Source organism: Methylomonas sp. Uni0011 (genome assembly GCF_056850255.1).
On record NZ_JBVVNO010000020.1, the window covers coordinates 26680 to 48284 of the forward strand.

Sequence of the window (21605 nt, forward strand, 5' to 3'; positions counted from 1 at the left end):
TCATTTTTCATTCCTTGTAGGTAGTATCGGGTTATTAGAAAATTGTAATAAAATAAATAACACCGCTCCGAGAATAAAAAATACTAAATTTATGGCCGGCGAAAAATATTTTGTCGATATGTAGTGCTTCGCTTGATCTTGATAGTTAAGTATTATTTTCCCATTAATTTCTAGTTGGTACAGCAAATTCTCACTCCCCATTAGGCCAATATTTTTGGTCTCATACGACCACGCTTTCGCTGCCTTGCCTTGATAATCAAATGTCTTGTTAATTGGCAGACATTCGTTAATTCCGCAACTAAACACCATTTCTTGGTTGTTAATAAGCAAAGAAAAAGTGTCTCGTACTCGTCCTTGCCCTTTATGAATTTTTATTATGCCTTCACTAACAGTTAACTTGTTAAAATCTGGTGCTTCAAATAACAAATTACTCAAATCACGCTGTGCTAAAAAAGCAAAAAACAGAACAACTAAAAATACTATTTTTTTTCGTTGATTGTTAACTAAAAAATTTAATTTCCACATCACTGTTTTTTCACGCTACTATTCTCTAGGTTTCATCATTATGGTGTCGCAGCACCGGCCGCGGGCAGGTCGTTATCCGTCAAGCTCTGGCCGGCGTAGGCACCGGTGAGGGGCATGGCAATGTCGTTAAGTTAAGGATGGTAGGAGCGGGCCCTGCCCGCGATCATAAGCCTTCGGTTGTAGGCATGGCCTGTTCCTACAGGATGTGAACCAGCCTCTATTCCTTAATTTAACGGCATTGAGGGGCATAGTACTGGACATGCAGGGCTAGCTAGAACGACAGTGAAATCCAGTGCCAAAGCCATCAATACTGGGTTTGATGCTATTCAATCCAGCCGACGGAAACGTTAACGAAGCGCTCAGCAATATCAGCCCGAACCAATCTGAAGCATCTGATTTAACCGCTCACAAACCTGAACGAACAAATCGCCCGGCAAGGATTTGAGCGGATACGGATTGGCTTTGCCCAAGCGCCAGTCGAACAACTTGGGTTGGGTCGCAGAGCACGTAGCTGGTTGGTTCGGCTTTACGGCCGCCGGCAGGCGCACGCCCAGGTTATTGCCCGATTGCTGAATGTCGACTACGGCTTCGCTCATGGCTGCTTCTTGAGTATTTGAACGGGAGTGTAAACATGGCGGTTAAATGGCGTCAATCGATTGAAACTTGCCTTGGTTATAAACCCTACAGTCGATATTTCCAATACTCAACCTGCCGAAACGATTGTCCGGCGAAGCCTCGCAATCCTTGATCGGCCAGCTTTTTAGGTCTGTTTCTATCCAGTCGCGTTCGGACGGGATGCAATTCGTTTGCTTGGCAGCTGGGCTGGCCTGTCGTCGCAGCACTACGGCGGCAGTAAGCGGTTTGACCTATCAAATGCGGAAGCAGGGCAATGCAGCGGCAGTGTGTGCAAACGTTATTTCCGGGCGTTACGACCTGCGCTATCTGGTAAAATCGGTAGGTTTATTGCTCGGATCTCAGTCCGTATTTATCGATTTATCCATTCAACCAGCACCATCCCATGAAAAACTACAAAATCGCAGTCCTGGCCGGCGACGGTATCGGCCCTGAAATCACCGCGGAAGCCATCAAGGTTTTAAAAGTCATCGAAGAGCGCAACGACGTCCAGTTCGAATTGCTGCCGGCCTTGTTCGGTGCCTGCGCTTACTTCGCAACCGGCGACGCCTTCCCGCAAGCCACCATCGACATCTGCGATCAGGCCGACGCGATCCTGAAAGGTCCGATTGGCTTGAGCCACGAGGAATCCAAGAAAATTCCGGTCGAAAAACAACCGGAACGCGGCGCGCTGCTGCCAATGCGCCGCCGTTACAACACCTACGCCAACTTCCGCCCGGTGTCCTTGCCCAAATCGCTGGCGCATTTCTCGCCGTTGAAGCCGGAAGTTATTGGCGAGGGCATCGATTTGATCATGGTCCGCGAATTGGTCGGCGGCTTGTACTTCGGTAACAAAGAGCGCGGCGTCAACGAGCAAGGTCAGCGCTATGTCCGCGAAACCCTGGAATACGACGAAGAGCAAATTCGCCGCATCATGCACGAGGCCTTCAAGCTGGCGCAAAAACGCCGCAAGTTGCTGCACAACATCCATAAAAGCAACGTGCTGATGTCCAGCGTATTGTGGAACGAGGTGATGGAAGAAGTGGCGAAGGACTATCCGGACGTGCAGGTTGTCAATTATCTGGTCGACGCCGCCGCCACCGCGCTGTGCCTGAAACCGACCCAGTTCGACGTGATGGTGATGGAAAACATGTTCGGCGACATTTTGAGCGACCAAGGCGGTGGTATCTTGGGTTCGCTGGGCTTGATGCCGTCGGCCTGTATCGGTCCCGACAAGGCGTATTACGAGCCGTCGCACGGCTCGGCGCCGGATATCGCCGGCAAGAACATCGCCAACCCGTATTCGATGATCGGCTCGGTGGCGATGATGTTGGAAAACAGCTTCGATATGGAAGACGAAGCCAAAAACGTCTGGGCGGCGATGCAGGGCGTGTTCGGCGACGGTTACTCGACAGCCGACCTGTCCAAGCCGGGCAGTGGCGTAACGATGATCAGCACCCAGGAATTTGGCGACAAAGTGGTCGAAAAACTGCGGGCGATGCCTAAGGTTTAAATCCCGGCGGCAAAGCCGAATCGGCCTAAAACCCAGTTAAAGGCGGGCGCCGTAAGGGCCCGCCTTTTTTATTGGCCGAATTCTGCCGATTCAATCCCGGAACAGCGCCAGTTCGGCGATGCGGCGTTCGATGGTTGCCAGGGTTTGCCGGTAGGCAACGCCGTCGAAGCCGCCGAAGCGCTGGATGAACTCGGCTTCGGTCATCGATTCGACCAAGTCGGCGGTGGCCGGCATCAGCTCCGCTTCGCCGGCCTGGGTTAGACGTTGCTGCACCCGCAGGGCTTGGCTGCGGTCGGCCACGGCGGTTTCGCCCATTCGGGTGCCGGCCCGGTCTGCGGCTAGGTCGGGAAACGAAAAACCGCTGCCGCCGCGCGAGTCCTGGATTTCTTTGTATAGACCCACCGCATCGGCCAACGGTGTGCCGGAGTAGGCCGCCAGCATCGCCGACACCAAATAGTGCTTGGTCAAATCGTCGCGGCCGTTCAGCAGCAATGTGTGCCGGACCGGGCGCGGCCAAAGTGCTGCCTGAGGTACCGCTTTGGCTAACGGAATGCCGTTGACATAAAGCGTCAGCACCAAAATCGCCGCGCGGTTTTCGGCGATAGGGTCGCCGGTCCGGCTTTGACGTTGCGCCAGTTGAAACAGCGGCTGCATCAATGCCGTCAGGCTGGCGCGGTCCGGCGTGTTTCGGCTCAGTTCGGCCAGTCGGCGCTGGTACGGCTCCAGGATTTGGGCTTCGGCGTCGGCCAGCAGGGCGCGGCGCAATTTGCCCGGCAAATCGGCTTGCCAGCGGTAATACACGCTGGCGCGTTGCGGCAGGAACTGCACATGCTGGACGAGGCCGGCGACGAGTTTCAGGTCGATCGGCAACGGTAGTGCCGCTACAGCGGCTTTGACGGTCAGTTCGGCGAGCGGCCCCGGTATCCGTAGCGAGCCGAGGCGGGCCGATTCGATCTGCGGCAAGCCGATTTTCTGCCGCAGTTGCAGCCGCAGATTCAAGTAGCCGCCGAACGGATTGGCCGGCAATGGCCAGGTGGCGTCGATCCGGGCCCGATTTTGTTCCAACTGCAAGCTGGCGCTGGCGCCGGCGAATTGGTTGGCCCAATAGTTCAAAGCCAGGTCCAGATCGGCTTGCTCCAGGCTGAGGCGGGCGGTCGTGCCGGAGCGCAGCCGGCGCGGGTCGTTTTGGTGGAACAATTGCCGGGCGCGGCCGATTTGCTCCGGGGTCAATTCGGCGCGGCTTTGCAACAAAGGTTTGGCGTCCAGCCCAGCGTAAATCGCCAGCGCGATTAACACCGGCGTCAGCATGAACGCCAGCCGGCACAACTTTCCGAATAGTCTCATCGCTTACGCGCTGGTAATGGAGTCATCCTTGAAATGAACGCGGCAACCGACGCTTAACCGGATTTGTGCCGGTCCGCTTCGTATTGCGCCACGCTGATGCCGGCATGGCTGAGGTATTCGCGGATGTGTTTAATCTCTTGTTTACTGCAAACCCCGCTGTGGTGCGGGTGGTGCAGAAAACCTTCGACGTTGTTCAACACCACATGAAAGCGCGCGCCGTGGCTGGGTTGGACGTTGGCGCCCAAGTGGCGCAACAAAGATTCGATGTCGCGCCAGTGCAAGTTGCCGCTGACCGGGTCCTGAAATATCGCGCGGAGCAGGTTTAGATGGTGGCTCATGGCGGCGTACTCCTGAATAGTGTGGCTAAAGGATTGCCTGAAAAATGCTCAGTCATTTTCCGTCCGATGTCGTGGCGGGCGGGTCGGTGTCGATTTTTGTTTCTCATAAAGAAACAAATCATCTATAAACAGGCTTATTGTAAATAAAAATTAAAGGTTTATAGTTAACCCAACTTCAACGATTCGACTTAATTCAGTCAAGGCGGAAAAATGAACCAGTCAAAATTCAAAGACATCGTTACCGGCCTGTTTTTCACCACCGGTATTTTCAGCTTCGTGTCGGGCGAGTTCGTGCTGTCGACATTGCTGTTCGGCGCGGCCTCGTTGGCCAGCAACCTGAGCGTTGCCAAACCGGTCCGGATTTAAGCGTTTCCCGATTTTCGTAGTACCTCCTCGTTGTAAATGCTCTGCATCTTACGTGGCCTCTTCCCGCAAGGTTAGAGGCCTTTTTTTTGCGGGGCGGTTAGCGGCCGGGGCGGTTGTCGTCGTGCTCGCTGGAGATGACGGTGTACTCGGCGTCCAGGGTTTGCTCGGCCTGCTGGCGTTGGGCATTGCGCCAGGCGCGCCAGAGTTTGAAACCGACGATCGACAACGGAATCAGCAGAATGGCAAACAGCGCCGAAAATACCAAGGTGCCGACGATGGCACCGGCGACCATGGCCGGAATCGCCAATAAGCCGGACAGGCGCTGCGACAAGGACTTGGGCGGCGGCGGTAGTCGCGGATCGGCCGGATTCGAATCGATGACGACGACTTTTCTATAGATTTTCAGCATAAGCTGCTCCTGTCGGGATGGGCTCCGAAAAAGTTGGCCGCATCCGTTGCTTGCCAGACCGGGTATTTTTCCATGGCCTTGCCGAATAGCTCGGATTCGACCAATTGTTGTAAGGCTGCGCGCAAAGCCGGGTAGGGCGATGCGGCGAACCAGGCGGCGTCCACCGCGGCGAACTGTCTGATAAACGGCAGAATCGCGGCGTCGGCCAGACCGAAACCCTCGCCGCAGAAACCGGGGTTGCGTTGCAGGCGCTGCTCCAGTTCGGCCAGGAAACGTTCGCCCTGTTGCCGATAGTGCTCGGCCGGATGTTCTGGATAACGGTCGGCGTATTTGTAGCGGTCCAGCCAGTATTTGAAATCGCCGTCGTTGCTTGCGATCAGCTGCTTGGCGTCGGCTTTATCCGAAGCGGGCAGCCAGCCTAGCGGATCGTGCTGCGCCAAGGCCCACTGCATGATGTCCAGGCTTTCGTCGATGACCCGGCCGTCCGGCAGCAGCAACACCGGTACCGTGCCCTTGGCCGAGATTGCCAGCATTTCCGCCGGCTTGGCCCGCAGTTCGATTTCGCGGATCACGACGCAAAGGCCCGCTGCGGCGATCGCCAAGCGGGCGCGCATCGCATACGGGCAGCGGCGAAAACTGTAAAGAATAGGGTGGCTGGATGCAGTCATGGCCTCGCCGGCTTGGGCAGTTGCAGGTTGTTGAAGCGAATGTTGGGCGCCGATTGTAACAGGCGCCGGGCTGTCGTTTTACGGCCATTGCAAATCGGCCCCGGCCAAACTCTGGTAAAATCGCCGCTTTGTTTTGCCGTTGCCGATGCGTAATCGCGCCTCAGGTACTCAATCGCCATTCTGTTGACCATTTACGGACATTCCCTTGATCTCTACAGCCAATATCACCATGCAATTTGGGGCCAAGCCCCTGTTCGAAAACGTTTCCGTCAAGTTCGGCAACGGCAACCGCTACGGCCTGATCGGCGCCAACGGCTGCGGCAAGTCTACATTCATGAAAATCCTGAGCGGCGATCTGGATCCGTCGTCCGGCAATGTCAGCCTCGATGCCAACGAGCGCCTCGGCATCCTGCGCCAGAACCAGTTCGCCTACGAAGACCAGCGGGTGCTGGACGTGGTGATGATGGGCCACGCCGAAATGTGGGCTGCGATGTCCGAGCGCGACGCGATTTACGCCAATATGGAAGCCAGCGAAGACGATTACATGCGCGCCGCCGATCTGGAAACGGTATTTGCAGAATTCGGCGGCTATACCGCCGAAGCCAGGGCCGGCGAGTTACTGCTGGGCCTGGATATTCCGCTGGAACAGCATAACGGCCCGATGAGCGCGGTGGCGCCAGGCTGGAAATTGCGGGTGTTGCTGGCACAAGCCTTGTTCTCCAATCCCGACATCATGCTGTTGGACGAGCCGACCAACAACCTGGACATCAACACCATCCGCTGGCTGGAAAACGTGCTGAACGAGCGTAATTCGACGATGGTGATCATCTCGCATGACCGCCACTTTTTGAACAGCGTCTGCACCCATATGGCCGATATGGATTACGGCGAACTGCGGGTTTATCCGGGCAATTACGACGATTACATGACTGCCGTGACCCAGGTGCGCGAGCAATTGCTGGCCAGCAATGCCAAGAAAAAGGCGCAGATTGCCGAGTTGCAAACCTTCGTCGCCCGCTTTTCGGCCAATGCTTCCAAGGCCAAGCAGGCCACCTCAAGGGCTCGGCAATTGGAGAAAATCAAACTCGACGAAGTCAAGCCGTCCAGCCGGGTGAATCCGTTTATTCGCTTCGATCAGGCCAAAAAATTGTACCGATTGGCATTGGAAGCCAAGGATTTGGCCAAGGGTTATGGCGAAGAGCCATTGTTCAAAAATCTGAACATGATGATCGCGGTCGGCGAACGGGTGGCGGTGATCGGGCCCAACGGTATCGGTAAATCTACTTTATTGAAGACCTTGGTCGGCGATTTGACGCCGGATAGCGGCGAAGTGAAGTGGGCGGAGAACGCTGACGTCGGTTATTTCGCCCAGGATCACGCCGAGGATTTTGCCGAGGATATGTCGCTGATCGAATGGATGGGCCAGTGGCGGAAGGAATCCGACGACGACCAAACGATTCGCGGCACGCTGGGACGCTTGTTGTTTTCCAATGATGAGATCAACAAATCTGTGAAAGTGATTTCCGGCGGCGAGCAGGGGCGGATGCTGTTCGGCAAATTGATCCTGCAAAAAAACAATGTGATGGTGTTGGACGAGCCGACCAACCATTTGGATATGGAATCGATCGAATCCTTGAACGCGGCTTTGGAAAACTATCCCGGCACCTTGATTTTCGTCAGCCACGACCGCGAATTCGTCTCGTCGCTGGCCACCCGGATCATCGAGTTAACCCCGAACGGCATCGTCGATTTCAGCGGCAGTTACGAAGATTATCTGAACAGTCAGAATATCGGCTAAGCCCGGATCAATCGCTGCGGCCGCCGCGCACGAACAAGGTGGCGCCGACATCGGTGTAGACCTCGCGGTGGACGCTGCCGGCCGGTGCCAGTTGGTAGTCGCCGGCGCGTAGCAGCAGGTCGTCGATGAACAAATCGCCGGCCAGCATCATGCATTCCTCTTCGGTATCGTGGCCGTGCTCAGGACAGCGGGCGCCGGCCTCCAGCCGGTAAAAACACGACTCGCGTTCGCCTTCGATCCACAAGGTTTTCTTGCGGACGCCGGGCAGGATTTCCGGCCAATCGTTCATATCAGAGGCATGGGCCGTCAGCGACGGACCGACGCCGAACGGCAGCAAACCGCTCAACACTTCTTTCAACACCTCGCGGCTATCGCCCAGCGAAGTGCCGCGCAGATAGGCCAGCGCGCCGCGCTCGGAGCGGATCGCGCCGTGGCGGCTGCCGGCGGCGGCGGCATGGTAATCCAGCGGTCCCAGCCGCAAATCGCCCATCGCCAAATCGCCGCGCAGCACGATGCCTTCCTCCAGACTGTTATGTCGGTGCGGGATCAGACTGGCGCCGGCGGCGAACTCGATCAACACCGAGCGGCCCAGGCTGCCGCCGTCCCATAACGGTTTGACCCGGATGCCGGTTTTCAAGGTTTGCCAGACGCCGTCCTTGGCCCGCACCGTGGTCAGGCCGGCCTGTTTGGCGACGGCCGCTGCGACTTGCGCCAGCAGCCCGCGCCGCATCGCGTTGCGGCGTTCGCCGGCCGGCGCAATCGGCGCGATGTGTTCCGCCAACAGGTTTCGTAGCGGTGCCAGCTCGTCGTCTTCCGAGCCGGGTAGAGGCGGTTGCTGTTCAATCATCGGTTCGATCAACCTCGCCGAAATCGGCTGTCAGTAAATGCTGCATACTCTGTAATCCGCGCCGGATATGCGATTTGACCGTGCCCAACGGCAAACCGCAGTTCTCGGCGATTTCGTCGTGGCTCAGCCCTCTGAAAAAGGCCAGCGCCAGCAACTGTCGCGGCACCGGTTCCAACTGCGCCAAGGCCGCGTGCAACTGGTGCCCTTGTTGCACCGCACCGAGCAGATCGGTCGGCATCTGTCCTGCCGGCGCGGCGACGGCGGCCAGGGCATCGTCTGCCAATTCGGTCTGCTGGGTATCGCGTTGTCGTAACGCATCCAGCGCCCGGCTGCGGGCCATGGTCATGACCCAGGCCCTGACCGAACCGCGCGCCGGGTCGAAACGCGGCGCCTGCCGCCAGACCTGCCAGAACGTATCCTGCGCCACTTCCTCCGCGCATTGCACCTGGCCGGTTATCCGCAACGCCAAGCCGTAGACCTGGTCGACCAGGCAATCGTAGAGTCGTTCCAACGCCAACTGGTCTTGATCGACGATGGCGGCAATCCAGCTTTGCAATTGCGCTTCGTCGACCGCAGTCGTTCGGCCCGGCGCCTGCACTTCGTCATCATTGTTCCAATTGCTGTCCGTCATTGCCGTTGCTCCGTTACGGTAAATACGCGGTAAACGCCGGCTTGGATGCAGGGCGGGAGTTGATTGGCGCTGAAATGTGCGAGCTGGTGAGCATATTCAACCGATGCGGTCGGCAACCGGGCGTGATACGGCACAAGGCTATGGGGAGCGGTCGGGTTTTGCCGGTCACTATAAAGCAGGTTCCGTTCGCCTGGCAAACCCGCTGCAGAGTGCCGCCGGCTCAAGTCATTGAAAGGCAACAGCTTCCAAAAATAGTCGCCGCGCGGAACCGGCCGCTGCCGGATTTGGGCCGAAGTTTTTTTCGCCGAGCTGCATCCGCGACCGGATTTGGCGCGTATTGGTGATTGCAAGCCATGCGAACGGCCGGCGCACGCCGTGCTGCTGTTGGGGCTTGCGTTTGCCAACCACTAATTTTGGAGTGCCAAATCATGAAAACCATTCTTCGCGCGGCGGCGATCGCCGCGAGTCTGAGCGCCGGGCCTGCCGCTGCCGCCGACTTCGACTTCAGCGGCAGTTTCGTCAACGACAACGACGTGTTGCGCTTCAATTTCACGGTCGGCGCACCGGGCGTCGTCACTTTATTTACCTCGTCCTGGCTCGGCGGCGGCTTCGATCCGATTCTGAGCCTGTGGGACAGTGCCGGCAACCAATTGGCGGAACAGGACGACGGCTTCCCCGGCGGCAGCCAGGTTTCCAACGGCACGGTTTTCAACTACAGCGAGTTCGACAGTTACCTGGCCTTGAATCTGGCGGCCGGCGATTATCTTGCGACCTTGACCCAATACGACAATTTCTCGGCCAGCACGGCGTTGGCCGACGGCTTCTTGCGCGACGCCGACCCGAACTTTACCGCCGCTTTCGGCTGCTCCAACGGCCGGTTCTGCGCAGGCATCCTGCTCGACAGCAACAACGATCCGGTCGAAGCCAACCGCACCGCTGCCTGGGAATTCCACATTCTGAACGTCGATACCGCGCAGGCGGCCACGGTCCCGGAACCGCCGACCCTGATGCTGCTCGGGTTGTCCGGCCTGTTTTTGCTGGGCGGCCGCTACGCCAAACCGAAACGCGGGCCGGGCTACCTGTGCGGCCAGCCGGACACCGGCGCCGAAAAAATTTCCGCCGCGTTGCATCCGAATGGCATGCCGGCGCGTATTGCCTGATGCGAAGTTTGTATCCGCTTACTTATCCGACAGGAGACCGATTATGAAACAGCCTATCCAACCGACAACCCCCGGCAAGCGCTGGCCGCTGGCCTTGCTCGCCGGTGCCATTCTCAATCTGGCCGGATTGCCGGCTGCCGAAAGCGCGAACCACCGCGAGGCGCCGTTAACGGCGCTGGACAGCAAGGCCGACATTACCGACTGGTACGCTTTCGTCAGCTATGACGATCCGAGCAAAGTGACGATGATACTCAACGTCGATCCGTTGCTGGAGCCCGGCAATGGCCCGAATTATTTTCGGTTCGATCCGGAAATACTCTACGAGATGAAAGTCGACAACAACTTCGATGCCGAAGAAGACGTCACGCTGCAATTTCGTTTTAAAACCGAAAACCGTTTGCCCGGCGTGTTCACCGGCTTCGTCGGTGCCGGCAGCGGCATTTTCGCGCCGGCCAATTCGCCGGCTCCGGTGGCGCCGGGCAGTCCAGTGGTGCCGCCGGCGATCACCGCGTTGGACGGTCCCGGTTCCGAGGGCCTGGGCTTGCGCCAAAGTTACAGCGTGACCTTGATCAAAGGCAAGGGCGCCAACCGCCAGGTCATCGATCTGAGCCGGCAGCAGAAACTGTTTGCGGTGCCGTCCAACGTCGGGCCGCGGACGATGCCGAATTACACCGACCTGGCCCGGCAGGGCATCTACGATTTGGCCGGCGGCGTCCGGGTGTTTGCCGGCACGGTGGACGATCCGTTCTACATCGATCTGGGTGCGGCGTTCGATACTTTCAATTTTCGCGGCGATGCCTTCGGCTCCGGCATTCCCGGCGTGTTTTCCGACGCGCAGGCGGCCGACAACGGCAAGAATTACGCCCCGGACGACGTGGCCGGCTTCAATGTCAACTCGATTGCGATCGAACTGCCGATTGCACTATTGACTCAGGACGGCAAGCTGCATGCCGCCGGCGATGCGCTGGCCGTGATCGGTACCTATGCCACCACATCGCGGCCGCGCACCAAGGCCTATGCCGACAAGCCGGGCGGCAAACCCAAGTTGGCGAACGCCTATACCCAGATCCAGCGCATGGGTAACCCGTTGATCAACGAATTGTTGATCGGCACCGGCGACAAAGACAAATTCAGCATGAGCGATCCGAAAAACGACGCGGCATTCGCCAATTACCTGCTCGATCCGCTGTTGGCGCGGGTGCTGAACGCCGCCTATGCCGGCGCGGTACCGATTCCGGCGCCGCCGCGGCTGGATCTGGCTCCGCTGGTGTTCTACGCAGCGCCGATTTGCCCCGGCTGTGCGGCCGGGCAGAGCGGACCCTTGGCCGACCTGTTACGACTGAACACCGGCATCGGCCCGACCGTCGCCGCGGCACGGCAACGCATGGGCTTTCTGGCCGGCGACAATGCCGGTTTCCCCAACGGCCGCCGGGTCTCGGACGACGTCACCGACATCGCCGCCCAGGCCGTGGCCGGAGTATTGAATCCGTCCTTCAACAGCTTTCCCAACAACCGCATCGCCGACGGCGTCAACGGCAACGACCGCATCTACCAGGAAAGCTTTCCTTACGTCGCCTTCGCCAACAGCGGCCGCCAAAGCCGGCACGTCGATCCGGGCGAGGCCGGCTGCTTCAATGCCTTGACTGACTTACCCGGCAATTGCCCGGGCAACTGAGCCTTAGCTGCAACTGCGGTGGCGGCCTGGCCGCCGCCGCATCGATCCGGAGATCAATCATGGCAAATAGTTGGAGATGGGTAACTTTGTTTATCGGATTGGCGTCGGTGCTTCCGGCCGCTTGGGCTGAAGCCTACCTGCCGGCCGACGCCGGCCAGGTGATCGAGACTTTGCCGGCGCGCGGCAGCCACTGGCTGGAACTGCGCACCTTGCGCCAGCAAGCTGCCGCCGAGCCGGAGGCGTTGCCGCCGGTGCTGCAACTGGCCCGGCGTTATATCGAGTTGGGCCGGGCCGAGGCCGATCCGCGCTATTTCGGCTACGCTGAAGCGGCCCTGCAGCCTTGGCTGCTGCGGCCAGCTGCCGATCCCGAAGTGTTGACGCTGCAAGCCACGTTGCTGCAAAACCGGCACGAATTCGCGCCGGCGCTGGCGTTGTTGCAGCGGGCCTTGGCGGTCCAGCCGCGTCTGGCGCAGGCCTGGTTGACCCGGGCGGCGATTCTGGAAGTGCAGGGCGACTATGCCGCGGCCGCCGGCAGTTGTCTGCCGTTAGCAAAAACCGCCGCAGCGCTGGTCGGCGCCGTCTGCATCAATTCGGTGTTGAGTCTGGCCGGGCAGAGCGAGACGGCCTACCGGCAGTTGCAGCAGGCGCTCGAGCATGCTTCCGGGGCTGCCGCAACCGACCGGCAATGGGCTTTGGTAACGTTGGCCGAAATCGCCGAACGCCGCGGCGATGTCGCCGCCGCCGAGCGCCATTACCGGCAAGCGCTGTCTGCAGCCGAGGCTGACGGCTATCTGCTGGCCGCTTATGCCGATTTTCTGTTGGACCGGCAGCATTACGCCGAGGTGGTCGATTTATTGGCCGACCGCACCCGCGCCGACCCGTTGCTGTTACGGCTGGCGCTGGCCGAACGCCATTTGTCGCAGCGGGATAGCAATGCCCATACCGAAGCATTGCAGGCCCGGTTTGCCGCGTTGCGGCTGCGCGGCGACAACCGCCACCAAGCCGACGAAGCCCGCTTCCGATTGCAGCTGTGCAATGAGGCCGAGGCGGCGTTCGCATTGGCCCAAGCCAATTGGATGATTCAACGCGAGCCGCGCGACGCCAGGATCTTGCTGGAAGCGGCGCTGGCCGCCGGCAAACCCCGGACCGAGTTGCGGCCGGTGCTGGATTTCCTGGCCGTCAGCGGTGTGCAGGACAGCCGCTTGCAACCGTTGATCGCCCGTTTCGGCGAGGAGGGAGTATGAAGCGCTGGGCCGTATTCTGCTTATGCTTGTGTTGCTGCACCCCGGCCATGGCGCATAAAGCCAGCGACAGTTATTTGAGTCTGGACAGTGCGCACCGGCAAGGCCGCTGGGATATTGCCTTGCGCGACCTGGATTATGCCTTGGGCCTGGATGCGAACGGCGACGGCGCCATCACCTGGGGCGAATTGCGCGAGCTGGGCGATGCCGTGTTCGCTTATGCCTTGCAGCGTCTGACCGTCGCCAGCGCCGGCCAGCCCTGCGCGTTGCAGCCGGGCGCATTGCAAGTCGATAGCCATAGCGACGGCAACTATGCCGTGCTGAATTTTGCGCTGGCCTGCCCGGACCCGGCCGGGCCGTGGTCGGTGGATTACCGCTTGTTTTTCGATCTGGACGCCCAGCACCGCGGCCTGTTCAGTTGGGCCGGCAGCGATCGGCCGGCCGTGTTCGGGCCGGACGCGCACCGCATCGATTTCGATATGGCTAGCCAAACCGGCATTTGGCCGGTGTTGGCCAGTTTTGCCGGCGAGGGGATGCGGCACATCCTGATCGGCTACGACCATCTGTTGTTTCTGTTGAGCTTGTTGCTGCCGGCCGGACTGGCCTGGGATCGCACCGGCTGGCGCGCCGTCGGCAGTTGGCGCACGGCGGCCTGGGACGCCGCCGCCGTGGTGACCGCGTTTACGCTGGCGCATTCTCTGACCTTGAGCCTGACCGCATTGCACGTCATCGCCTTGCCGGCGCGTTGGGTGGAATCCGCAATTGCCGCATCGGTGGCGTTGGCGGCACTGAACAATATCTATCCGCTGCTGTCTCGGCGCCGGGCCTGGCTGGCATTCGGCTTCGGTTTGATTCACGGCATGGGTATCGCCAGCGTGCTATTGGATATGGGTAGCGCACGCGGCTCGCAACTGGTCGCGCTGTTGGGTTTCAACCTCGGCGTCGAAGCCGGGCAGTTGGCGGCGGTGGCGGCGGTTTTGCCGCTGGTGGTTTATGCCGGCCGGTTTGCGGTCTATTCGCAGTCGGCGCTGCGCTGGGGCTCGGCAGCGATAGCGGCGCTGGCCTGCGTCTGGCTGGCCGAGCGCAGTCTGGAGATCAGTTTGCCGATTTTCTGAGCGGATTCCGATTCGGTGCTGAGCTGCCTGGTGGAAAGGGCGGCTCGTGCATCCGAATTGGAGGTCAGCACAGACACTTCGATTTAGACCGGATAGCGTTCGAACTCTGGCAGCTCATGAATATGTTTCATCCATACGAGCCGCTCCGCCACCTGTATTTGCATTGTAGGTGCAAGGGCGTCAGGGTCGTCGAGAGTCGATGTCTGTACATCGACTAGCCCCGGAAGGACCGCGGCGTTGCGGTAAAACAGGCCGCTCCCACACTCGGCGCAAAAACTGCGCATCGCGGTACCTGACGAATTGATCGTCTTTGGTTGCCCTTCTGTTACAGTCAGGGCTGACTCAGGAAACATCGCCCATGCCACCATAGGCGCCCCGGCGCTTCTCCGGCAGTCCTTGCAATGACACAAGGCGACTAGCTTGGGATCGCCTGCAAGCTGATAGCGGATCGCACCGCATAAGCATTGGCCGTAATATTTCACAAGGACCTCCTCAATCCCGTTCTCTGTGCTGTCGGGCAAAAGTATTGCACGAGTTTTAGCCGCCCAAGGTTTTATAGGCGCGAGCGGGTTGGTCATCACCGCTTTCCCCGGACGATTATTGACCCGGCCCTATTTATTACCGGTAGTCAGAGCGTAGGTTGGGGTGACGACAGGAACCCCAACACGACAGCCGTTCCGCCACCAACCGAGCGTGATAGCGAGACATCACGACCAATAAACCATCAATAACCAATAAAGGCAAAAATGTTGGGGTTCGTACCTCACCCCAACCTACGCGAGCTCACATTTCAGATTTCTCGTGAATCTGTAATGTCATCGGCAAGACCGTAAGGCGTTTTCGCGATAGCAAAACGCCGGGTGGTTTTGAACTGCCCGCAGATGCCTAAATCTGCGGCCTCCCTACGACGACCAAACCCTTGCCCCGCTGCGCTGCCTCGGTCAGCGCGACCGGCAATAACTCTATTACCTCTCTGGTCTGCTCTAGGCTGTTGCTATCCGCTATCCAAGCATGGGCACGTGCCGTCGCCTGATCCAAGTCAAGTCCGGCATAGGTTTCCTTAACAACCCTCAGGGCGGTTGCCACTTCACTTGCCGGTATGAACAGGTTCCCGTAAATGCCGGGAAGACGACTAGCTCTTTCGTATCCCAAGGCCTGCCACAAGACTGCGGCGGGGCTACAGCGGCGAATTGAAATGAAGCGACAGCAGTTGTCTTCGGTTAGCTGACTTGCTACCTGTTCACCAAAAACTTGAAATCCCGGCAGATTGAAAGCCCAAATGAAATCCTTATACCAACCACCAAAAGCCTGTTTAACACTTGGCGGCAAACTCATGTAGCTTTGCGCTGCGGCGCATGGTTCGTTCTGAATCCACCGCCGAATTGCCAGCAGACCCTCCGCTGATGGCCCTCCGGCCGCCATTGCCGTTGCAAACGAGATTGAGACCGAGCCGACCTCTTCTTCGTCTACGAAACGCGCCAGCCACCAAAAATCGAAAGACATGACGGCTAGTTTAATGTCTGCCACAACCGGCAGTAAAACAGCGGGGCAACGACGTCGCGCCGCTTTTTACTGTCCGAGTAGAGGACGGGGTCAGACGCTATACATTGGTTTTCCTTCATTGAGGCGTAGCCATCCTTTAACAATACGGTAGATAAACCAGACAAGATCGGCAATCAGCACAAACCAGCCAACGACAATAAAGAATGTAACGAAGCCAATGATGCCCCACAACAAGCTGAACCAGAAGGTACGTATTTGCCAACGAAAATGGCTTTCCAGATATGTGCCCGCTTTGAATCGGTTTAGCATTCAGTTTGAAGACAGGATGCCCAATCGATAATTAAATCCCGTTTACACAAAATTCAGGACACCCTCTACCCGTTGGTTATGCTTCAATTTACTGGTCTTCTTATAACTTCATTAGGCTTCGGCTCATATTTGCCGGTATAACCATTTATTGAGTCGAGAAAGTTATAAAATAGTTTCCTCATTTCTTGGTCATAGCTCATTCTGTTTGTATTAAGCGTCGGCCAAGCTAATCTGGCAGCCACAACCACATTGGCCACTTTTTTAGTGGCATCAAGTATTGTGTAAGGTGTTTGCTCTTGCATTGCTCTTTGGCTATAAGTTTCCCAATCTTTATATTTCTGGTTTGTAGGATTTTCAAAACCGAAGCTTTTTCCAATTTTAGCTAGCGCCGACTGAGCCTTTGGAGAATTTAGAGTAAATAGACTTATTGATAAATTGGTCGAATCTTGGGTGCTTGCATCACCTTGGTTCGGTATTTGAAATGCCATTACGGCTACAGGCGGCTTTGTTTGAGACGCAATCACCGGCCATTGATCTTCCGCCGCAAACGAAACATATCCGCCTTCGGTAACTATTTTCAGTTCTATCGCATGGGTAGCACTAGTAATAGACGTTAGCAAAATAATTGGGATCAGTTTCTTCATGGCTTTTGTGGCATAACGAAAAGGGTAACTTGCCGGCGAAAGCGTAGCGACGATAGGAGCGTAGCTTTTGCTGGTCAAGTTGACCCGCTAGTTATATGTAACGCTTCACGAAGTGCCTTCACTTCCTCAGCGCTGGTACTTCTGAAATACTTTCCTTGGTTATTGCCATCGTAAACGGCGGCCCCCATCCAACCAGTACCAAACCATATTACAAGAATTACTTCGCCATCTCTATTACGGAAAAGCACGTGGTCTTCCGGCGTAGGATAGGTAAACCAGCCAGTTGTAAGAGCCATCTGCGTTTCGGTCCTCCACCCACTTTCAAAAGGCAACAGCATTTCAATTGCACTAGTGATGGACACATTGTCTTCGATTTTGAACTTCCCATTATTACAGTCACGCCGCCCACTACAGACTTCGATGGTGGTTATCGACGATTTTGATGGCAAGGGGACTGACGTGCAGCCAAACAGAGCGGCGCAAATAATTAAAGGCAGTAAGCGTTGATATTGGGGCGATTTCATTCGTACATATAACGTAGAGCTAACCGGCGCTGCGCGGCTTTATCGCGCAGCGTCCAGCGACCGAAGGGAGCGAGGTTGAGCGCCATGTTAGGGGTTAGCAAGATCAACCTTTGACATTGGAATGGCGCTTTCCATGACTATGCGAAATGCCAAGCCCGGGTCAATTGACTCCTTGCCTGCGTAGATTGCCTCTTGGATCGCGAGGCTATAAAGGATTGGCCAATCCACTGGGTTCGGGCAAAACAGCTTTACAGTTGGAAATAGCGATGGCCAAAGGGCTTTTAGGTAATTAAGTGGTGTATCGACAGCCTTGTGGTTCTCGGGAACACGAGGAACTCCAAATTGCTCGCTACCCAACACGGAAGAAGTGTGCTGGAAGATTTCATTTAGATCAGGGAAGTCTTTGGCACCCGCATGCTGTACAGCGCCACCTACCAAGCCCCATACAGAGTATTGAGACCCCGCGAGTGCGTTGTTCAGAGGGTCACCGAAGAAATACTGCTTGCCATCTTTTGTACCAATGACTTGGAACGGTGCTGTTTCCGGCATGCCCTTAGCCAAGGCTTGGGCTCGAAGATTGGCCTGGCATGCATAGCCGGCCAAGGCACCCAATGCAGTCAGGAGAGACTCAACGTGAACGCCCTTTGAGTCTTTCATTCCGTCAAGCAGTCGCTGAAACACTTCTTTGGCACCGAGTTTTGCGCCAACCAAAGGGTCTTCTTTGCTGCGTTCCCGAATGGCATTGATGAGAGCCGCCGTCTTCGGGTCCAATTGCGGTTCTTCCTTCTCTTGTTGTTTCGAGCCAAACAACTTACCAAACATGAGTAACTCCCTTTGAAAAGTACTAGTGAAATTGGATCGGGTTTGAAAACCTCTAACAAGGAATTAGATAGTTTCCGTATAACTACGAAAAAACGGCCTTATAAAATATAAGATATTGATACTCATATAATTATCCATTCTGTATATCGTCAATGATGGCAGGCTATGGCTGGAAACAATTCAATCGTTGTGATTGAATCACGTTAGGCGATAGACCGCAACAGATCGAAAACCCCAGGTCAAGACTTCCCGAAGTTTGCTTGTGCAGTCAGTCTCCGCGGGATCGGCAGGCTGGTTAAAGAGCTCTCCGCGCAGATGCGTCCAACCTTGAACAGCGTCTGGTTCGCGGAGAATGTGGGTTGGCGGTAACAACGGCCGCTTGTGGTTTGTAGGAGCGGGCCATGCCCGCGAGCAAACGCCTAGGGTCGCAGGCATGGCCTGCTGCTACAGGGCTTGAATCATCTTTAACTTAAGGACATCGGCTAGCCGGCTGCCGGTTCTTCCGCTGCATTGCTGAAGCGGCTGCGCGCCGACGAGTTGCTGCGCGGCCCTTGCCTTGTTCCGGGCTTGTGCGCATACTGGTCGCCCGTTCCATTCGGTAAGCCAAGGAATGATACAAAGCGATAATTCTCCCCTAATCGTTAACGCCGTTGCCGGCGCCTCAATCAGTACCGTCCGCCGCCAGCAGACGCTGGAAGTGGCGATTGGCGGCGACTGGGTGCTGGACGCGCCGGTGCCGCCGCTGGAGCCGGTGTTGACGCAAATCGAATCCGATACCGCACTGAAGAGCCTGGTTTTTGCCACGGCCGGCCTGGGGCGCTGGGACAGCATGCTGGTCACCGAAGTGGTCAAACTGCTCGATTGCGCCAATCGCAGCGGCATTGCGGTCGATAAAACCACATTGCCGCTACCGATCCAGAACCTGCTGGCGCTGGCGGCCGCGGTGCCGGAGCGGATCGACGCCCACCGCCAGCAACAATCGGTCTCGTGGCATGAGGCCATGCATGCGGCCTGGCTCGGCGCGCTACGCGAAGGCCGGGCTATGTTGTTGTTCGTCGGTGAAATGGCGTTGAGCACGCTGGCGACCGTGCGTGGTCAGGCCCACTTCCGCCGCGAGGACTTGTGGTTGTACGTGCAGGAATGCGGGCCGTCGGCTTTGCCTATCGTCACCTTGATCAGCTTGCTGGTCGGGCTGATTCTGGCCTTCGTCGGCGCCGTGCAGCTTTCGTTGTTCGGCGCCCAAATCTATATCGCCAATCTGGTCAGTCTGGGCATGACCCGGGAAATGGGCGGCTTGATGACGGCGATCATCATGTCCGGCCGCACCGGCGCCGCCTATGCCGCTCAGCTTGGAACGATGCACGTCAATAGCGAAATCGACGCTTTGCGCACGATGAATCTGGACCCGATGGCGTTTCTGGTGCTGCCGCGGATGTTGGCGCTGATTCTGATCATGCCGCTGCTGTGCTTGTACGCCGATTTGATGGGCATCATCGGCGGCGGTTTGGTGACCGTCAATTTCTTCGACGTCTCATTGACCGAGTATGTGGATCGCACCGCCAGCGCCGTAAAAATGAAGGACTTCACCATCGGCTTTGTCAAATGCGGGGTGTTCGGCATCCTGATCGCGCTGTCCGGCTGTATGCGCGGCATGCAGTGCGGCCGTAGCGCCTCGGCGGTCGGCGAGGCCGGGACTTCGGCTGTAGTCACCGCCATCGTTTTCATCGTCGTGGCCGATTCGGTGATGACGATCATTTGCAACCGGCTCGGGATCTAGCCATGGCCGAAGCTTGCATCACGGTCAAAGACCTGACCATGACCTACGGCGATTTCGTGATTCAGCGCGACCTGAATTTCACGATCAACCGCGGCGACGTGTTCGTGGTGATGGGCGGCAACGGCTGCGGCAAGACCACGTTGTTGCGGCACATGATCGGCTTGAAGGCGCCGGCCCAGGGCGACGTCTATTACGGAGAGCAAGGCTTGTGGCAAGCCGATCCGAATACCCGCGAGCGGATACTGTCCCGCACCGGCGTGCTGTTTCAAAGCGGGGCGCTGTTGAGTTCGATGACCTTGGCCGAGAATGTCGCCTTGCCGATCACCGAAGCCACCACGCTGCCGCCGAAGAAGGTTCGGGAAATCGTATCCTACAAACTGGCCTTGGTCGGCTTGGCCGGCTTCGAGGATTATTATCCGTCGGAGTTGAGCGGCGGCATGCAAAAGCGCGCCGGCCTGGCGCGGGCCATGGCGATGGATCCGGAAATTCTGTTTTTCGACGAGCCGTCTGCGGGGCTGGACCCGATCACGGCCAAGCTGCTGGACGATTTGATTTTGAGTTTGAGCAACGCGCTGTCGGCGACCATCGTCGTCGTCACCCACGATCTGGATAGCATTTTCGCCATCGGCAATAATTCGGTGTTTCTGGATGCCGAGACCCACACCATGATTGCCGGCGGCCCGCCGCGCCAGCTCTTGGAACAATCCACCGATCCGAGTATCGTCCGCTTCCTGACCCGCGGCGAGCAGGACGGCCGCCACGGCAGCAAACATTTGATAGGGAGCGATAGGTGAGTAAACAAGCCAATCCTTTGGCAATCGGGATATTTCTGGTCGGCGCTTTGACGCTGCTGGTGGTCGCGTTGATGGTGTTCGGCGGCGGCCAGTTTTTCAAGGAAAAGAACCGCTTCGTGATTTATTTCGATTCGGCCCTGAACGGCCTCAATGTCGGCGCCCCGGTCAAGTTGCAGGGGGTCAATATCGGCAACGTCAGCGAAATTTCGCTGGTGATGGATGAAGCCACCGGCCGGGTGTTCAAACCGGTGGTGATTGAAATCGACCCGGCCTTGCTACGCGACGTTTCCGGGCTGCAGAGCGGCGCGCACACCGATAAGCAACACCGCCAGGCCGCGCAAAAACTGATCGACCTGGGGTTGAAAGGCCGTTTGGAAACCCAGAGCCTGCTGACCGGCTTGCTGTATGTAGACCTGAATTTTCATGCCGACAAGCCGATGAATCTGGTCAAGCTGGACTACAAAAATCTGCCGGAATTGCCCAGCGTACCGACCACGGTCGACGAAATCCGCAATACCGCCGACGAAATCATCAACCGCGCCAAACAGTTGCCGTTGGAAGAAACCTTGAAAAACCTGTCCGAAACGTTGATCGAGATGCGGACGTTGCTGCAATCGGACGATACCCGCAAATCGATGGCGGCCCTGGCCAAATCGCTGCAGGAAACCCAGAAATTGATGACAACCTTAAATAGCCAGACCGGACCGTTGCTGACCAACGCCAACGGTGCCTTGAGCGATACCCGCACCACCTTGCAGGAATTGAACAAGCAGTTGTTGCCGGTGCTGAAGGCCGTCGAAACCAGTTTGAATACGGCCACCCAGTTGATGCAATCCTCGCAGGGGACGTTGGCTGCGGTCGAGGCGATGGCAGCGCCGGACGCGCCGTTAAGTCAGGCGATGCAGGAAATGCGCAACGCCGCCCGCGCCTTGAAAGACCTGGGCGAATCGTTGGAGCGGCAGCCGAATGCAATCATTTACGGCAAATAGA

23 protein-coding genes are annotated in these 21605 nt (G+C 57.5%); 10 read left to right on the forward strand and 13 right to left on the reverse strand.

Going from position 1 to position 21605, the window contains the following annotated elements; all coding sequences use genetic code 11:
- Positions 1–525, reverse strand: a complete 525-nt coding sequence (locus AC0IM9_RS17355; protein ID WP_482804829.1) for a hypothetical protein — start codon at positions 523–525, stop codon at positions 1–3.
- A gap of 368 nt (positions 526–893) precedes the next feature.
- On the reverse strand, positions 894–1121 hold the full coding sequence (locus tag AC0IM9_RS17360; RefSeq protein WP_482804830.1) for a hypothetical protein: 228 nt from the start codon (positions 1119–1121) through the stop codon (positions 894–896).
- 422 nt (positions 1122–1543) lie between these two features.
- On the opposite strand from AC0IM9_RS17360, the gene leuB reads away from it, so the two are divergent.
- On the forward strand, positions 1544–2650 hold the full coding sequence (gene leuB, locus AC0IM9_RS17365) for a 3-isopropylmalate dehydrogenase (protein WP_278212474.1): 1107 nt from the start codon (positions 1544–1546) through the stop codon (positions 2648–2650).
- 90 nt (positions 2651–2740) lie between these two features.
- Here leuB and AC0IM9_RS17370 read toward each other — a convergent pair whose 3' ends face one another.
- Together AC0IM9_RS17370 and AC0IM9_RS17375 are read right to left on the reverse strand one after the other, a co-directional pair.
- On the reverse strand, positions 2741–3994 hold the full coding sequence (locus tag AC0IM9_RS17370) for a hypothetical protein (RefSeq protein ID WP_482804831.1): 1254 nt from the start codon (positions 3992–3994) through the stop codon (positions 2741–2743).
- A 53-nt stretch (positions 3995–4047) separates the two neighbouring features.
- Positions 4048–4332 (reverse strand): type II toxin-antitoxin system HicA family toxin, encoded by a 285-nt coding sequence (locus tag AC0IM9_RS17375; RefSeq protein WP_140912316.1) that lies wholly within the window; start codon positions 4330–4332, stop codon positions 4048–4050.
- 210 nt (positions 4333–4542) lie between these two features.
- Here AC0IM9_RS17375 and AC0IM9_RS17380 point away from each other — a divergent pair, with 210 nt between their 5' ends.
- A complete protein-coding gene (locus AC0IM9_RS17380; RefSeq protein WP_482804832.1) occupies positions 4543–4698 on the forward strand; it encodes a hypothetical protein in 156 nt (51 codons plus the stop codon).
- Positions 4699–4795: 97 nt separating this feature from the next.
- Here AC0IM9_RS17380 and AC0IM9_RS17385 read toward each other — a convergent pair whose 3' ends face one another.
- Both AC0IM9_RS17385 and AC0IM9_RS17390 read right to left on the reverse strand, forming a co-directional pair.
- Positions 4796–5107, reverse strand: coding sequence for a hypothetical protein (locus AC0IM9_RS17385; RefSeq protein WP_482804833.1), 312 nt, complete (start codon positions 5105–5107; stop codon positions 4796–4798).
- The gene (locus tag AC0IM9_RS17390) at positions 5101–5775 is read right to left on the reverse strand and encodes a glutathione S-transferase (protein ID WP_482804834.1); all 675 of its coding nucleotides are present in this window, start codon (positions 5773–5775) and stop codon (positions 5101–5103) included. The genes AC0IM9_RS17385 and AC0IM9_RS17390 overlap by 7 nt, the downstream gene beginning before the upstream one ends.
- 205 nt (positions 5776–5980) lie before the next feature.
- On the opposite strand from AC0IM9_RS17390, the gene AC0IM9_RS17395 reads away from it, so the two are divergent.
- A complete protein-coding gene (locus AC0IM9_RS17395) occupies positions 5981–7573 on the forward strand; it encodes an ABC-F family ATPase (RefSeq protein WP_482804835.1) in 1593 nt (530 codons plus the stop codon).
- 7 nt (positions 7574–7580) lie between these two features.
- Here the strand turns inward: AC0IM9_RS17395 and AC0IM9_RS17400 are convergent, their stop codons facing one another.
- A complete protein-coding gene (locus AC0IM9_RS17400; protein WP_482804836.1) occupies positions 7581–8420 on the reverse strand; it encodes a cupin domain-containing protein in 840 nt (279 codons plus the stop codon).
- Positions 8413–9051 carry a sigma-70 family RNA polymerase sigma factor gene (locus AC0IM9_RS17405; RefSeq protein WP_482804837.1) on the reverse strand — a complete coding sequence of 213 codons (639 nt, stop codon included), beginning with the start codon at positions 9049–9051 and terminating at the stop codon, positions 8413–8415. The genes AC0IM9_RS17400 and AC0IM9_RS17405 overlap by 8 nt, the downstream gene beginning before the upstream one ends.
- 428 nt (positions 9052–9479) lie before the next feature.
- Between AC0IM9_RS17405 and AC0IM9_RS17410 the strand changes: the two genes are divergently transcribed.
- The 4 genes from AC0IM9_RS17410 to AC0IM9_RS17425 are packed head-to-tail and all read left to right on the forward strand — an operon-like array spanning position 9480 to position 14242.
- Positions 9480–10211 (forward strand): DVUA0089 family protein, encoded by a 732-nt coding sequence (locus tag AC0IM9_RS17410; protein WP_186289563.1) that lies wholly within the window; start codon positions 9480–9482, stop codon positions 10209–10211.
- A gap of 43 nt (positions 10212–10254) precedes the next feature.
- Positions 10255–11886: a DUF4331 domain-containing protein gene (locus tag AC0IM9_RS17415; RefSeq protein WP_482804838.1), complete on the forward strand. Its 1632-nt coding sequence runs from the start codon at positions 10255–10257 to the stop codon at positions 11884–11886.
- Positions 11887–11945: 59 nt separating this feature from the next.
- Positions 11946–13130 carry a tetratricopeptide repeat protein gene (locus AC0IM9_RS17420; RefSeq protein WP_482804839.1) on the forward strand — a complete coding sequence of 395 codons (1185 nt, stop codon included), beginning with the start codon at positions 11946–11948 and terminating at the stop codon, positions 13128–13130.
- Entirely contained in the window at positions 13127–14242 is a 1116-nt protein-coding gene (locus AC0IM9_RS17425) for a HupE/UreJ family protein (RefSeq protein ID WP_482804840.1), read from the forward strand. Before AC0IM9_RS17420 ends, AC0IM9_RS17425 begins: the two co-directional genes overlap by 4 nt.
- A gap of 83 nt (positions 14243–14325) precedes the next feature.
- Here AC0IM9_RS17425 and AC0IM9_RS17430 read toward each other — a convergent pair whose 3' ends face one another.
- From AC0IM9_RS17430 to AC0IM9_RS17450, 5 genes are all read right to left on the reverse strand, one after another.
- Positions 14326–14820, reverse strand: a complete 495-nt coding sequence (locus AC0IM9_RS17430) for a GFA family protein (protein WP_482804841.1) — start codon at positions 14818–14820, stop codon at positions 14326–14328.
- 307 nt (positions 14821–15127) lie between these two features.
- Positions 15128–15745: a hypothetical protein gene (locus AC0IM9_RS17435; RefSeq protein WP_482804842.1), complete on the reverse strand. Its 618-nt coding sequence runs from the start codon at positions 15743–15745 to the stop codon at positions 15128–15130.
- Between the two features lie 392 nt (positions 15746–16137).
- The gene (locus tag AC0IM9_RS17440) at positions 16138–16698 is read right to left on the reverse strand and encodes a hypothetical protein (RefSeq protein ID WP_482804843.1); all 561 of its coding nucleotides are present in this window, start codon (positions 16696–16698) and stop codon (positions 16138–16140) included.
- 74 nt (positions 16699–16772) lie between these two features.
- Positions 16773–17222, reverse strand: coding sequence for a hypothetical protein (locus tag AC0IM9_RS17445; protein ID WP_482804844.1), 450 nt, complete (start codon positions 17220–17222; stop codon positions 16773–16775).
- 87 nt (positions 17223–17309) lie between these two features.
- Positions 17310–18044, reverse strand: a complete 735-nt coding sequence (locus AC0IM9_RS17450) for a hypothetical protein (RefSeq protein ID WP_482804845.1) — start codon at positions 18042–18044, stop codon at positions 17310–17312.
- Between the two features lie 610 nt (positions 18045–18654).
- On the opposite strand from AC0IM9_RS17450, the gene AC0IM9_RS17455 reads away from it, so the two are divergent.
- Genes AC0IM9_RS17455 through AC0IM9_RS17465 form a run of 3 tightly spaced genes read left to right on the forward strand, consistent with a single transcriptional unit; the run spans position 18655 to position 21604 of the window.
- Positions 18655–19821, forward strand: coding sequence for an MlaE family ABC transporter permease (locus AC0IM9_RS17455; RefSeq protein ID WP_482804846.1), 1167 nt, complete (start codon positions 18655–18657; stop codon positions 19819–19821).
- Between the two features lie 2 nt (positions 19822–19823).
- Complete coding sequence (locus AC0IM9_RS17460) at positions 19824–20615, forward strand: ABC transporter ATP-binding protein (protein ID WP_140912302.1); 792 nt, start codon at positions 19824–19826, stop codon at positions 20613–20615.
- Positions 20612–21604, forward strand: a complete 993-nt coding sequence (locus AC0IM9_RS17465; protein WP_140912301.1) for an MlaD family protein — start codon at positions 20612–20614, stop codon at positions 21602–21604. Before AC0IM9_RS17460 ends, AC0IM9_RS17465 begins: the two co-directional genes overlap by 4 nt.
- Position 21605: the final 1 nt, after the last annotated feature.